The organism is Roseateles sp. GW821-FHT09H11 (assembly GCF_059415845.1).
On record NZ_JBWKOA010000009.1, the window covers coordinates 239,184 to 252,153 of the forward strand.

Annotated in this window: 12 protein-coding genes; 3 read left to right on the top strand and 9 right to left on the bottom strand. The window is 66.8% G+C overall.

Annotated elements, in window-relative coordinates; genetic code table 11:
- Window positions 1–8 precede the first annotated feature (8 nt).
- Window positions 9–677, bottom strand: coding sequence for a 16S rRNA (guanine(527)-N(7))-methyltransferase RsmG (rsmG, locus tag AC07PR_RS27035; RefSeq protein WP_377158814.1), 669 nt, complete (start codon window positions 675–677; stop codon window positions 9–11).
- A 22-nt stretch (window positions 678–699) separates the two neighbouring features.
- Window positions 700–2,664: a tRNA uridine-5-carboxymethylaminomethyl(34) synthesis enzyme MnmG gene (gene mnmG / locus AC07PR_RS27040; protein ID WP_495137166.1), complete on the bottom strand. Its 1,965-nt coding sequence runs from the start codon at window positions 2,662–2,664 to the stop codon at window positions 700–702.
- 209 nt (window positions 2,665–2,873) lie between these two features.
- Between mnmG and AC07PR_RS27045 the strand changes: the two genes are divergently transcribed.
- Entirely contained in the window at window positions 2,874–3,131 is a 258-nt protein-coding gene (locus AC07PR_RS27045; protein WP_067280155.1) for a YkgJ family cysteine cluster protein, read from the top strand.
- 124 nt (window positions 3,132–3,255) lie between these two features.
- Window positions 3,256–4,257, top strand: a complete 1,002-nt coding sequence (locus AC07PR_RS27050; protein ID WP_377158812.1) for a Bug family tripartite tricarboxylate transporter substrate binding protein — start codon at window positions 3,256–3,258, stop codon at window positions 4,255–4,257.
- A gap of 30 nt (window positions 4,258–4,287) precedes the next feature.
- Here the strand turns inward: AC07PR_RS27050 and AC07PR_RS27055 are convergent, their stop codons facing one another.
- The 4 genes from AC07PR_RS27055 to AC07PR_RS27070 all read right to left on the bottom strand — a co-directional run bounded on the left by AC07PR_RS27055 (window position 4,288) and on the right by AC07PR_RS27070 (window position 8,771).
- A complete protein-coding gene (locus tag AC07PR_RS27055; protein ID WP_495137117.1) occupies window positions 4,288–6,456 on the bottom strand; it encodes a peptidase domain-containing ABC transporter in 2,169 nt (722 codons plus the stop codon).
- Window positions 6,449–7,696, bottom strand: coding sequence for an HlyD family secretion protein (locus AC07PR_RS27060; protein WP_483108326.1), 1,248 nt, complete (start codon window positions 7,694–7,696; stop codon window positions 6,449–6,451). Before AC07PR_RS27060 ends, AC07PR_RS27055 begins: the two co-directional genes overlap by 8 nt.
- 50 nt (window positions 7,697–7,746) lie before the next feature.
- Window positions 7,747–7,932, bottom strand: a complete 186-nt coding sequence (locus tag AC07PR_RS27065) for a hypothetical protein (RefSeq protein WP_377158806.1) — start codon at window positions 7,930–7,932, stop codon at window positions 7,747–7,749.
- Window positions 7,933–8,057: 125 nt separating this feature from the next.
- A complete protein-coding gene (locus AC07PR_RS27070) occupies window positions 8,058–8,771 on the bottom strand; it encodes a helix-turn-helix transcriptional regulator (protein ID WP_377158805.1) in 714 nt (237 codons plus the stop codon).
- A 232-nt stretch (window positions 8,772–9,003) separates the two neighbouring features.
- On the opposite strand from AC07PR_RS27070, the gene AC07PR_RS27075 reads away from it, so the two are divergent.
- Window positions 9,004–9,375, top strand: coding sequence for a DUF4902 domain-containing protein (locus tag AC07PR_RS27075; protein ID WP_488657366.1), 372 nt, complete (start codon window positions 9,004–9,006; stop codon window positions 9,373–9,375).
- 15 nt (window positions 9,376–9,390) lie between these two features.
- Here the strand turns inward: AC07PR_RS27075 and AC07PR_RS27080 are convergent, their stop codons facing one another.
- Genes AC07PR_RS27080 through AC07PR_RS27090 form a run of 3 tightly spaced genes read right to left on the bottom strand, consistent with a single transcriptional unit; the run spans window position 9,391 to window position 12,919 of the window.
- Window positions 9,391–10,569 (bottom strand): ABC transporter permease, encoded by a 1,179-nt coding sequence (locus AC07PR_RS27080; protein WP_495137118.1) that lies wholly within the window; start codon window positions 10,567–10,569, stop codon window positions 9,391–9,393.
- On the bottom strand, window positions 10,566–11,375 hold the full coding sequence (locus AC07PR_RS27085; protein ID WP_495137119.1) for an ABC transporter ATP-binding protein: 810 nt from the start codon (window positions 11,373–11,375) through the stop codon (window positions 10,566–10,568). The genes AC07PR_RS27080 and AC07PR_RS27085 overlap by 4 nt, the downstream gene beginning before the upstream one ends.
- Complete coding sequence (locus AC07PR_RS27090) at window positions 11,372–12,919, bottom strand: alpha/beta hydrolase (RefSeq protein ID WP_495137120.1); 1,548 nt, start codon at window positions 12,917–12,919, stop codon at window positions 11,372–11,374. The genes AC07PR_RS27085 and AC07PR_RS27090 overlap by 4 nt, the downstream gene beginning before the upstream one ends.
- Between the last annotated feature and the right edge of the window lie 51 nt (window positions 12,920–12,970).

Consider the following 12,970-nt stretch of genomic DNA (forward strand, 5'->3'; position numbering starts at 1 on the left):
GGCGCAGCTTAACCGATGGCGGCCGTCGGACGAATCCACAGCAGGCAACGTTGAGCGTCGAGACCCGGAACGTTCAGCTGTTCCACGTGAAACACCGACAGATCCGGGGCACGTTGGGCGAGTTCGGCGAGCTCTTCAGTGGGATGCTGGCCCTTCATCGCTGCCCACACAGCCCCCGGCTTCAAGTGCATCCGGGTCCACTCGGTAAAGTCGGCAAGCGAGGCGAATGCCCGCGAAGTGATGACATCGAAGGGCGCTGTCTTCAGTTGCTCTACCCGAGAGTGCTCAGCGTGCAGATTGGGCAGTCCAATCTCCGCAGCGACTTGGGCGATGAAGAAAGCCTTCTTGCCGACGGTGTCCACGCACGTGACATCGATGGTCGCGTCGCAGATGGCGATGACCACGCCCGGCAGCCCGCCGCCGCTCCCCACGTCCATCAGCCGGAGCGGTTCCCCGGCGGCATGCCGCCGCAGCGGCGGGATCAGGCTGAGGCTGTCCACCAGATGCTGAGTCAGCATCGCCTGGGGATCGCGAACGGCAGTCAGGTTGTAGACCTTGTTCCACTTCGACAGCAGGTCGAGATAAGCGATCAACCGGTCAAGTTGCTCGTCAGTGAGGGCGAGCCCGAGTGTTTCAGCGGCGGTGGCGAGGCGGGAACGGCGGTCGAGGTCGGTCATCGATGAGCGGATGAGGAAGGAATCAAGCGGCAGTCGAGTCGACCAAGGTGTGATCGGTAAAGCCCTTGAAGCGGCCCTTCCGGAGATGGATCAATAGGAGCGAGATCGCCGCTGGCGTGATGCCGGAAATCCGCGATGCTTGGCCGAGCGTCTCCGGGCGATGTTTGCCCAGCTTCTGGCGAGCTTCAAAGGAGAGGGCGGTGACCAAGCCGTAGTCCAGGTCGTCGGGCAGCTTCAGGTGCTCGTAGTTCGATGCACGGGCAACATCTTCCTGCTGTTTGCTGATGTAGCCAGCGTACTTCACGCCAACTTCCAGTTGCTCAATGACCGCCGCGGCGAGATCGGTTCCCAGTGATTCAGCAAGGGCGGTGCGAGTGACGCCGGCGCCAGGGCGTGCAATGGATGCCGCTTCAGCGATGGTGTCGAACGTGACCCCCGGTCGACGCAACAGGTCGATGAGGTTGTACTCACGCTCCAGGGCCTTGCCCACCAGCCGCTCAGCGTCGGCCGCTGGAAGGGTGTTCGGGTTGACCCAGGTCGATTTCAGCTTCTCTGTTTCACGTGAAACAGCATCGCGCTTCCGGTTGAAGGCATCCCAGCGAGCATCGTCCACCAGCCCCAGTTGGCGGCCAGCTTCGGTGAGGCGCATGTCGGCGTTGTCTTCTCGGAGCTGCAAGCGGAACTCGGCACGGCTCGTGAACATCCGGTAGGGCTCGGTGACGCCCTTGGTGATCAGGTCGTCGACCAGCACGCCCAGATAGGCCTGGTCGCGGCTCGGGAGCCAGTTGTCCTTGCCCTGGACCTGAAGCGCCGCGTTCAAGCCGGCGAACAGCCCTTGGGCAGCCGCCTCTTCATAGCCGGTCGTGCCGTTGATCTGACCGGCGAAGAACAGGCCCCCGATGGCGCGGGTCTCGAAGCTGGACTTCAGTTCACGCGGGTCGAAGTAGTCGTATTCGATCGCATACCCGGGCCGAAGAATGTGCGCGTTCTCCAGGCCGGGGATCGACCGGACGGCGGCCAACTGGATATCGAAGGGCAGGGAGGTCGAGATGCCGTTCGGATAGAACTCGTGGGTCGTCAGACCCTCGGGCTCCAGGAAGATCTGGTGCGAGTTCTTGTCGGCAAAACGATTGACCTTGTCCTCGATGGACGGGCAATAGCGCGGGCCGACGCCTTCGATGACGCCCGTGAACATCGGACTGCGATCGAAGCCGGACCGGATGATCTCGTGGGTGCGCTCGTTGGTATGCGTGATCCAGCAGGGAAGCTGCCGAGGATGCTGCGCGGCGTTCCCCATGAAGCTGAACACCGGCACCGGGTCCAGATCGCCGGGCTGCTCCGCGCACTTCGAGAAATCGATGGTGCGGCCATCCAGGCGCGGCGGGGTGCCGGTCTTGAGGCGGCCCTGAGGCAGCTTGAGTTCCTTGAGCCGTCCCGACAACGATACCGCCGGCGGATCGCCGGCGCGGCCGGCTGCGTAGTTCTCAAGACCGATGTGGATCTTCCCGTCGAGGAAGGTCCCTGCGGTCAGCACCACGGCGCGGGCGCGGAAACGCAGACCCGATTGCGTGATGGCGCCGACGACGCGGTCGCCCTCGACCATCAGATCGTCCACGGCCTGCTGGAACAGCATCAGGTTGGGCTGGTTTTCCAGCCGGTGGCGGATGGCCGCCTTGTAGAGAATGCGATCGGCCTGCGCGCGGGTGGCGCGCACGGCCGGACCCTTGGAGCCGTTCAGGATGCGGAACTGGATGCCACCCTCGTCGGTCGCCGCGGCCATCGCTCCGCCGAGCGCATCGACTTCCTTGACCAGATGGCCCTTGCCGATCCCGCCGATCGACGGATTGCAACTCATCTGCCCCAGAGTCTCGATGTTGTGGGTCAGCAGCAATGTGCTGACGCCCATGCGGGCGGCTGCTAGCGCGGCCTCGGTACCGGCATGGCCGCCACCGACCACGATCACGTCGAACTCTTTCGGATAAAGCATGGCAAGGCGTCCAGCAAAATCGGCGATCAGATGGATCAAGGCCATCGCGACGCGCCCAAGGCGCAAAATCAGGCGATGGAAGCCGGCTGGCGTTCAGATGAGGGAAGGGCGTGATTTTACGCGGGGCTGTGGATAAGTCACTGCCTCATGGGCATCGCCAAGGACCTTGTTGGCGCCATTCACGGGCGGGCGGCGACAATCCGTCTCCCATGAATTGCCGCCCCTCCTGCGCCGCCTGCTGCATCGCGCCGTCGATCAGCAGTCCGATTCCCGGCATGCCTGACGGCAAGCCGGCCGGGGTGCGCTGCATCCAGCTCGATGAAGCGCTGCGCTGCAAGATCTTTGGCCAACCGGAGCGGCCCGCGGTGTGCGGTTCCTTGCCCCCTTCCGAAGACATGTGCGGCGACTCCCGCGAACAGGCGATGCGCTGGCTGGGCTGGATGGAAGAAGAGACGCGACCCGTTTGAGTTCCCCGCCGACCCCTCTCGCCGGGGTGGGGCGGCGGCCGCCCGGCCCAGGGCCCTGAAAGCACGCTGACAGCGGGCCCCGCGTAGAGTCGGACTTTCCAGAAGAACCTATCGGAGACTCCGCATGATCCCCATCGACGAGGACCGCCGCCGCTTCCTCCTGCAGTCCACTGCGCTCGGCGCCGCGGGTGCCGCCCTCGGCGCGTCGTTCCCTGCCTTTGCGCAATCGACCTGGCCATCGCGGAACGTGCGTTTCGTCGTGCCCTTCGCTCCGGGTGGCAGTAGCGAGATCGTCGCCCGCGCGACCGCCGCCGAACTCAGCAAGACGCTGGGGCAGTCGGTCTACGTCGACAACAAGCCCGGCGGCGGCGGCAACATCGCGATGAGCGAGGTTGCCCGCGCGGAAGATCAGCACACGCTGATCCTCGGCCACATCGGCACGCTGGCGGTGAACCCGTACATCTACGACAAGCTGCCCTACGACCCCAACCGCGACTTCAAGCCCATCACGCTGCTGGCCAAGGTGCCCAGCCTCTACGTCGTCCACCCCGACGTGCCGGCGCGCAACCTGAAGGAGTGGGTGGCTCTCGTGCGCAAGAACCCGGGCAAGTTCAGCTACGGTTCTGCGGGCAACGGTAGTGCGGGGCACCTGGCGATGGAATATCTGAAGATGGTCGCCGACCTCTTCATCCTGCACGTGCCGTATCGAGGTACCGGCCCGCAGTTGACGGACCTGCTCGCGGGGCGCCTCGAGGCGGCTTCCGTGGGCGCGCCGGCCATCATGCAGTTCATCAAGGCGGGCAAGCTGCGTTGCATCGCGACCGGCTCCAAGGAGCGCCTGCCGCAACTGCCCGATGTGCCGACGGTCGCGGAACAGGGCTACCCCGGCTTCGAGATGACGCAGTGGTACGGGCTGTGCGCGCCGGCCAACCTGGCGCAAGCCAACGTCGACAAGCTGGCGGTCGAATCGGTGAAGGCGATCCGTTCCGCGTCGGCCCGGGAGCGTCTGAGCCATGACGCGGCCGAGGCTGTAGGCAACACGCCCGCGCAGTTCACCGCATTCATCGCGCAGGAGCAGCAGCGCTGGAAGCAGGTCGTGGCCCGCGCGAAGATCAAGCCCGATTGAACGGAAGAGACGGCGTCTGCGGGGCGCCGCTCAGCGGTGCTGGACCGAGCGGAGGTCCTGCACCACCCGTCCGCCCTGCAGGCTGACGACGCGCTGCGCCGCCGCGATCGTTTCGGGGCGGTGCGCGATGACGATGCGCGTCAGCGACAGCTGGCGAAGGCTCGCGTTGACGAGCCGCTCGCGCTCGACGTCGAGTGCGCTGGTGGCCTCGTCCAGGAACAGGAAACTAGGGCGCTTGTACAGCGCGCGCGCCAGCAGGATGCGCTGGCGCTGACCGCCGGACAGGCTTGAGCCCATGTCGCCGATCAGCGTCTGCAGGCGCATCGGCATGGCCTCGATGTCCTCGAGCACACAGGCCAGCCTTGCGCACTCGCGCACCCAGTCCGGATCGACGTCGAGGTCGAAGAAGCTGATGTTGTCGGCAATGCTGCCGGCGAAAAGCTGGTCGTCCTGCATCACCGTGCCGATGCGTTCGCGCCAGGCGTTAGCGCCCAACTGCGTCAGCGCTACGCCGCCGATGCGGATCTCACCGTGCTGCGGCGCATGGATGCCCAGCATCAGCTTCATCAGCGTCGTCTTGCCGCAACCCGAAGGCCCGACGATCGCGACCGACTCCCCGGGTTCGATGCGAAGAGAGCAGCCGGCGATGACCTCCGGCTCACCATCGGCGTAGCGGAAGCGCAGGCCGTCGAGTTCCAGCGCCGCGTCGTGCGGCACCGCGCGGCCGGGTGCTTCGAACTCCGCCTCGGGTGCGGTCAGCACGATGTCGGCCAGGCGCTCGCCTTGGAGCCGCAGCATCTTCAGCGCGACCACCTTGTCGATCAGCCCGGCGATGCGCTGGCTGAACTGGTCCTTGTAGGCGAGGAAAGCGAACAGCATGCCCACCGACAGCGCGTTGTCCAGCACCAGCATCGCGCCCATTGCGACGATGACCACGCGTTCCAGACCGAACAGCAGCTTGTTGCCCTGTGTCATGCCGAGTTCGAGCTTGCGGCCGGTCAGTGACGCGTTCATCTGCTCGACGATCAGGTTGGCGAAGCGCGCGCCGCGATCCGCCTGCGCATTGAAGAGCTTGATCGCCTGCGCGCCGCGCAGCGATTCGAGGAAATGCGTGTTCTGGCGCGCCTCGTGGGTCAACGCTTCTTCCTGCGCGTCGCGCAGCGGTCGGAAACAGGCCCAGCGCAGCAGCGCATAGCCGGCCACTGCGGCCAGCGCGACAGCCGTCAGACGACCGCTGTAAAGCACCATCATCGCCAGTGTCAGCAGCACCATCAGACCGTCGAGGATGGCCTCGATGAAGCTGCCCGTGAGCGTCTTCTGGATCTCCTGCACGCTGGAGAACCGAGACCAGATGTCGCCGAGGTGGCGTTTCTCGAACCAGGCGAGCGGCAGCCGCAGCAGATGCGAGAACACGTTGGAAAGCCACTGCAGGTTCAGCGATGCGGACAGGATCATCACCGCCCACGAGCGCAGCAGCCCGACACCCACTTGCAGCAGGACCAGCAGCGCGAAGCCGATGCCCAGTGTCACGAGCAGGTCGCGATCGGCGCTGACGATGACACCGTCGACGGTCCATTGCAGCAGGAACGGCGCGAGGAGGCCGAGCAGCTCCAGCCCCAGGGCGAGGGCCAGGACTTGCGCGATCGAGCGTTTCAAGCCGGTCACGTGACCGAGCAGCTGGCGCCACTTCGGCGCAGGCGCAGGCGCCTTGCGTGCGAAGTCCATGCCCGGGCGCAATTCGAGGGCGACTCCGGTGAAATGCTTGGAGACCTCGGCCAGCATCAGCCGGCGCTCGCCATGCGCGGGATCGAGGACGACGGCACGGTCGCCGTCGACACGTTCCAGCACGACGAAGTGGTTGAAGTCCCAGTGCAGGATGCAGGGCGTCTGCAGCTTGTGCAGCGTCTGCGGCTCGGCGCGCAGGGCGCGGGCGGTGAGACCCAGTTGCGCGCCCATGCGCACCAGATCCGCCATGGTCAGACCCTTGAGGGAGACCGCGAAACGGTCGCGCAGCTCGCCGAGCGTCCAACGCTGGCCATGCGCGCCGGCGACCATCGCGAGGCACGCGAGGCCACACTCGGCGGCCTCGGTCTGCAGGATGACGGGACGGCGGCGGCGCCAGCCGAGGTTCAGCCGCGACAGGATGCCGTCGGGCGTGGCGCCCGAGACAGGGGCGCCGGAAGAGGGGGCATCAGACACGGCGGACAAGGCTCAACAGCGGTTCGAAGATCCATTCGATCAGACGGCGCCGCTCAAGAAGCACGTCGGCTTCGAGAAGCATACCGGGGCTGAGCGTCTGGTCCTGCCCGTAGGCCTCGACCGACTGGCGTTGGAGCTGCACCGTGATGCGATACATCGGCTCGCCTTGCGCCATCGCGGCAGGCAGACCGAGTTGCGCGAGTTCCGCTGCCTGTAGCGGCGTACGCGAGACCTGCAGCACCTCGCCTTGCTGCTGGCCGAACTTCTGATACGGAAACGCCTGGTAGCGCAGCAGCACCGCCTGATGTGGTCTCAGGAAGCCGACGGCGCTGGACGGTGCGTAGAGATGGGCCTGCAGTTGCGTGCGCGCTGGCAGCAGGGCGGCGAGTTGCGTGCCGGCCTGAACGACCTGGCCAGGCTCGGCGAGCACGGTGCTCATCTGACCGTCGCTGGGCGCACGCAATACCAGTCGTCGGCGCGCCTCGTTTTCGACGCCTTGCGCCTGCAGCGCGGCGATGTCGCGTGCGAGTTCCCCTTGCTGGACCTGCGCCTTCAACGGAATCGACTGAAGCTCAGCTTGCAAGCCCAACGCCTCCCGCTGCAGGTTCTCGCGCTCTCGCGCCAGCGCCTGCCGTTGGGCCTGCAAGCCAAGCAACTCCTCCCGCTTGGTCTGGACCTGGGCACTCGAAACGAACTGGTCCTTCGCCAGCGATTCGAGCCGTCCCAGACTCTGCTGCGCCAGTGCTTCGCGCTGGGCATGCAGCTGCAGCTCGGCGTCTGCCTGCTGCAGTGTGGATGCGAGCGTGGCGACCCGCGCCTTCAGCGACGCCGCCTGACTCTGCGCAAGTTCCCGCTGCTGCGCCTGCGCGGCACCCAGCGATTGCTCACGATCCTTCAAGGTCCGCGACAGGCCATCGCCAGTCGGGTTGGCGCTGTCGAGCGACAGCACGAACAGCACGTCACCTTCGCGGACTTGCTGCCCGTCCTGGACGGGTCGTGCCATGACGGTGGCGCTTTGCGGCACGCTCAGCCGCATCACGCCCCGCTCGGGCACCAGCAAGCCGTTGACGCGGGCCTTGCGGGTGTATTCGGTACTGAACAGGAAGGCACCGACTGCGATCACACCGCCCAGCGCCAGAATGCTCAGCCACTTCAACGTGGTCGGTCGATGCAATTGCACCGAACCCAGCCAGGCCTGCTGTTGCGAGGCCTGCGCCTCGGCGCGGAACAGCGCCACCACGATTTGCTACGCCTTGTTGCGAACCTGACGGTTCGCGAAACATGGATGGTTTACCAAGTGCCCTTGGGTGCGGGTTCGACTTCCGCGGCGGACACATCGACGAGGACAGTCTGCCCCACCAGCCACGTGCCCTTCGGAGCGCCACCGCCGACATGCACCAGGGACTGCAGGTCCAACTCGACCAGACCTTCTTCGACTTGCGTGTTGACGGCGATGTTTTGGGGTTGGGCTTGCATGAGAGGCTCCAGATTCGGTGACGTGCCCAGGAATGTGTTGAGCACGGAACGGATTGAAGCAGCGTGCGGACGCCCGCATAACTGTCAGCTCTTACAGTGTTTACAAGCTGGCGCCGAAGGCAGCATCAGCGAATCAGGCCCAGCCGCAGGGCCTTGAGCACCGCCTGGTGCTTGTTCGAGCAGGCCAGCTTGTGCATCGCATTGTTGATGTGCAACACGGCCGTTCGCTCGGTGATGCTGAGGATCGCGCCGACTTCCCAGGCGGTCTTGCCTTCCATCGTCCAATGCAGGCACTCGAGTTCGCGCGGCGTGAGCCGGGGCGATTCGATGACCTTCTCTTCCGGCAGCAGCACGCGCAGCGCGGTGTCCACCGCGTGCACGGCGAACAGCTGAAGATCCGCGACCATGCGCGTCAACTGGCCCGAGTCGCTGGGCAATGGCTGATCGCGATCGACGCCGAGCACGAAATGCCGCCCCTCGGGCAGATGCAGCGCCAGGCAGATGCCGGTGCTGTAGCCGAATTGCGCCTGCGATTCCCAGATGTCGCTCGCGCCGTGACGGGCGTAGGTCTGACGGTCCCAGACGATCGGCATGCTGTTGCGCTTGCAATGCTGCATCACCGGATCGCGGCGGCCGAACTCCGGTGCGTGCATCACTTCGGCGTAGCCCACGGGGCAGTTGTCGATGGTGATGAACTCGGTCTCGGCCAGCGTGTGATCGACGACCGTGATGGCCGACACCGTCTGGAAGTCCAGCTTATGCGCGAAGCGGATCACCTCACTGCGGAACTCTTCGCGTGAGCGCGCTTCCAGGACTGATTGATAACCGCCTTGCAGCATTGATCGCTCCGGCCCGTGGCCGGCCTAGTGGGCCTCTTCGGTCGCTGTGGCGGACCTGCTCGCCTGTCTGTGATCCGCCACGCGCCCCATCGGGCCGCATAGGTCACGTGACGCATTCACGCCCCTGACAGGGTTTACAGCTGGCGAGCCGACCGCTTCGTGACCACACTTCTGGTCAAGGGGAGAAGCAGCAACCGCCGATCCGCAATAGCCAAACCAAACAATTCTGACAATGACACCAGCTTGGATTGTGTACGCGTGGCCACGAATATTGTGTGATGTCCAGCGTTTGCCCCGCTTACAGTTCGCGCATTTGAGCACGCGCGTGTTGGTGACGGGAGACGAGGATCACCCGGCCATGGGGCAAACCCTGTGGAGCGGCGAATCTGAATTCGGTGCAGCCGGTGTGGCGTGGGACTGGGTGCGCATGCCTTACGGGGTGGTGTCGATGGTCGATCCGATGGCGCTCGTGACCAACATGCAGTTCCTGAATGGTGAGGGCGAGGTGCTCGCGCCGATTGAATCGGCGATCCAGCTCAATGGCATCGTGCACATGCTGCCTTGGCAGGAGCAAGTCCAGCTGGCGCTCGCCACGCGCCACTGAGTACCCCGGTGCCGCTCATCGCGCCACCGCGGCGCGCATCGAGCGGGCCACCAGCGCGAGTCCGCCGAACGTGAGCGCGGCACCGACGATCACCGTCGGCATCACTTTCGCAAAGGTCAGCGGTTCGCCCTTGAGCACCTGCATCATGAGCTGGTTCTGACCGAGCCCCGGCACCCACAAGTGCCAGGAGGCCTCTCCCCCTGGATTGACGATGGCCACCATCGGCGTCAGGGCGATGGCGGTGATGACCAGCGTCGTACTCGCCTGCGCCTCCTTGAAGGTCTTGGTGCGGATCGCCAGCGCCATCAGCACGGCGGACAGCCCCGCGCCCAGCGGGATCTGCAGCAGCAGGAAGCGCAACGCCTCGCCCCAGCCGAACTGGAACATCGCGGCGAGCGCGTCGCTGCGCATCAACCATTGGCCGGGCAGGAAGCTGAGGTTGGACAGCACCGCAACCAGCAGCCCGGCCATCAGCACGGCGGCCCACTTGCCCGCGACGATCGCTGAATGAGGCGCCGGGTTGACCAGCAGCGGCTCGAGCGAACCGCGTTCGCGTTCGCCGGCGGTGCTGTCGAGCGCCGCGGTCAGCGCGCCGTAGAGCACCGCCATCATGATGAACATCGGCAACATCTGAGTGAGCCGCGTGGAGCGCGCCTGCATGCTGGCGAGGTCGCGTTCCTGGACGTCGACCGGGCGGAGCTGCTGCGCGCCGATGCCGCGCATCGCGAGGGTCAGCGTCGCGCGTTCGCTGCTGAAGCCCTGCAGCAGGCGGCCGAGCGCGCCGACACCGGCCTCCGCGCGCTGATTGGCGCTGTCGCTCACGATCTCCACCGTCGCCGGCTCGCCGCCGGCGAGCAGCGTCTCGAAGTCCACCGGCACGACGAGGACCGGATCGGTGAGCTTCGAATCGCGCAGCCGCGCTTCGTAGTCGACGGGCGCGGTCTTGATCGTGTAGGTCTGGCGTTCGATGTAGTTGCGCAGGGTCGGCGCGTGCTCGATGCCCGCGACGAGCACCTCGCGCTGCTCCGCGCGCTCCTGCAGCGAGGCTGCCAAGCCCGACATCAGGGTCAGCATCAGCGGGCCCATCAGCACCGACGGGATCAGCAGGCGCAGCAGCGTGCGGCGGTCGCGGAGGGCATCGAGGACCTCCTTGGCGAAGACCGTCCGGAAGGCTTTGAAGAACGGACCGTTCATGCGGACTCCAGGCGCGCGGGCGCGGCTTCAGGGAAGGCGAGGTCGACGAAGGCGTCCTCGAAGCGCTGGCGGCCGGTCTGCGCCAGCAGTCCGTCGACGGTGCCCGTGGCCACCGAGCGGCCGTGGGACATCACGACCACCTGGTCGCAGAGCTGTTCCACCTCTTGCATGATGTGGCTGGAGAAGACGATGCACTTGCCACCGCCTTCGGGCGAGCGCAGGTGGCGCAGGACCTCGCGCAACGCGCGCGTGGCGACGACGTCCAGACCGTTGGTGGGCTCGTCCAGCACGATGTTGGCCGGGTCGTGGACGAGCGCGCGGGCCAGAGCGGTTTTCATCCGTTCGCCCTGGCTGAAGCCTTCGGCGCGGCGATCAAGGATCGCGCGAAGGTCCAGCAACTCGGCCAGCGATTCGGCCCGTGCCTGCGCCTCGTCCATCGGCATGTCCTGCAACCGCGCGAAGTAGACGATGTTTTCGCGTGCCGTGAGTCGCGGGTACAGGCCGTGCGCGTCACCAAGGATGCCCATCCGCGCCAAGGCCGCGCGCGGCTGCTTCAGCACGTCGAGGCCGTCGACCTCGATCGTGCCGCGGTCGGGCGGGAAAAGGCCCGCGAGCATCCGCAACGACGTGGTCTTGCCGGCGCCGTTGGGGCCGAGCAGGCCGGTGATGCGACCGTTGGGTGCGTCGAGGTTCAGGTGCTCCACGGCGACGACCGTACGGGCCTGGGCCTTCTTTCCGAACATCGACGCCAGCGACCCTCCGCCGCGCGTCTGGAAGGTCTTGTGGAGCGCATGCAGGCGGATCATCGGTCGGACTCCCGGGCGGCGGAGGCGGCGGCCGCGATGGCGGCCGGCGTGGGGGGCAGGAACGCGGGAGGACGGGGCACGCCCTTGGCACAACTCGCGTCCACCTGAAGCGCGTCGGCGTCGCGCGACGCATCGATGAAGCGGAACAGCACGTCGCGCATGCAGGGCAGGGTCAGCGCGACGCCGTGGCCGGCGGCACCGACGACGACGTGACGCGCCTGGTCACCGAGCGCCACCTTCACGCGTTGCCCGTGCCGCTCCGGCGTGGCGGGATCGTTGCCGCCGCTGGTGAGCAGGACCGGGGACCTGGCCGTCGGGATCGTGTAGAAAGCCGGCGGCACCTCGCCGCGCGGCCACGCGCCGCAGACACGGGCATAGAGGTCCCGGTCCAGGGTGCCGAAGTCGGGCGCGGGCGCTTCGGTCGAGGCCGCGATGCGCGGCGCGTCCTCCGCGCAGACGACGGAAAAGTGCATGCCCTCGAAGATCCGCATCGCCCGTGATCCGCCGCCCAGTTGACCGGCCAGACCGGCCAGCGCGTCGAAGCGACCCAGCGAGGCCTCGTGCAACGCGGCCGGAAGCGCCGCGGCGACGCTGGGGGCATACAGCGGCGGCCGGACCAGCCCGAGCAGGCCCTCACGCGTCAGCGTCGCCTCCTCCGGCCGGCCGGTCAGCGGATGCGTGAACGAGACCTTGCGCGGCAGACTCTTGAGCAGCCCCTGCCACTCGGATTGCAGACCGGGGAAACGCGCGGCGCAGGACGCATCGGCCGCGCAGGCAGTGAACACCGCGTCCAGCGCCCGCTGCGAGTCCTGCGAGAACGTGACCGGCAGCACCATGTCGGGTGGCGCGACGCCGTCGATGACACTGCGGCGCACGCGATCAGGGAACTGACGCTGGTACTCGAGCGCCGCCCGCGTGCCGTAGGACGCACCGACCAGGTTCCAGCGCTCGACGCCAAGCGCCGCGCGGACCGCGTCCATGTCCTGCATCGCGATCGTCGTCGTGAAGAAGCGCAAGTCGCCGTAGGGCAGCTGCTTCAACGCATCGCGGCACTGTTCCAGCAGCCGGACCTTGGCGCCGGGCTTCAGCAGTTCGTCGAGGCTGCGCCCGCTGTTGTCCGGGCAGGCCAGCGGTGCCGACCGTCCCGTGCCCCGCTGGTCGATGAACACGAGATCGCGGCGGTAGTTCAGCCGGGACAGGCGGGGCATCACCGTGGCCGTCAGCGCGATGGCGCTCTGACCGGGCCCGCCGGCAAGCAGCAGCACCGGATCCGGCAGCTTGTTGCGCGCCAGCGCAGGCACGACGACGTAGTGAACGTCGATGCGGACGCTATCCGGTCGGGCGGGATCAAGCGGGCGCTTGAGGCTCCCGCACAGGACCTCGGTGGGCACGCCCTCGACGCGGCAGGGTTGCAGCGCTCGGCCAGGAGCATCGGCCCGCGCTTCGACGCCGGACAAGGCCGCCACGGCGGCCATCGCCATCAGGGCCAGGGCGCGGATCGGCCAGGCTCGGGGGACAGGGCTTGCCCCGGGACGCATCGTCATCAACTCGCTCCTCCTTGGTGCCCGGCGATTATGGCGAGCGGGAGGCGCGCG

What these genes read in the sequence shown, in the direction of transcription:
- rsmG (WP_377158814.1), bottom strand. Translation starts at nt 677, where the DNA reads ATGACCGACCTCGACCGCCGTTCCCGCCTCGCCACCGCCGCTGAAACA.
- mnmG (WP_495137166.1), bottom strand. Translation starts at nt 2,664, where the DNA reads ATGCTTTATCCGAAAGAGTTCGACGTGATCGTGGTCGGTGGCGGCCAT.
- AC07PR_RS27045 (WP_067280155.1), top strand. Translation starts at nt 2,874, where the DNA reads ATGAATTGCCGCCCCTCCTGCGCCGCCTGCTGCATCGCGCCGTCGATC.
- AC07PR_RS27050 (WP_377158812.1), top strand. Translation starts at nt 3,256, where the DNA reads ATGATCCCCATCGACGAGGACCGCCGCCGCTTCCTCCTGCAGTCCACT.
- AC07PR_RS27065 (WP_377158806.1), bottom strand. Translation starts at nt 7,932, where the DNA reads ATGCAAGCCCAACCCCAAAACATCGCCGTCAACACGCAAGTCGAAGAA.
- AC07PR_RS27070 (WP_377158805.1), bottom strand. Translation starts at nt 8,771, where the DNA reads ATGCTGCAAGGCGGTTATCAATCAGTCCTGGAAGCGCGCTCACGCGAA.
- AC07PR_RS27075 (WP_488657366.1), top strand. Translation starts at nt 9,004, where the DNA reads ATGACACCAGCTTGGATTGTGTACGCGTGGCCACGAATATTGTGTGAT.
- AC07PR_RS27080 (WP_495137118.1), bottom strand. Translation starts at nt 10,569, where the DNA reads ATGAACGGTCCGTTCTTCAAAGCCTTCCGGACGGTCTTCGCCAAGGAG.
- AC07PR_RS27085 (WP_495137119.1), bottom strand. Translation starts at nt 11,375, where the DNA reads ATGATCCGCCTGCATGCGCTCCACAAGACCTTCCAGACGCGCGGCGGA.
- AC07PR_RS27090 (WP_495137120.1), bottom strand. Translation starts at nt 12,919, where the DNA reads ATGACGATGCGTCCCGGGGCAAGCCCTGTCCCCCGAGCCTGGCCGATC.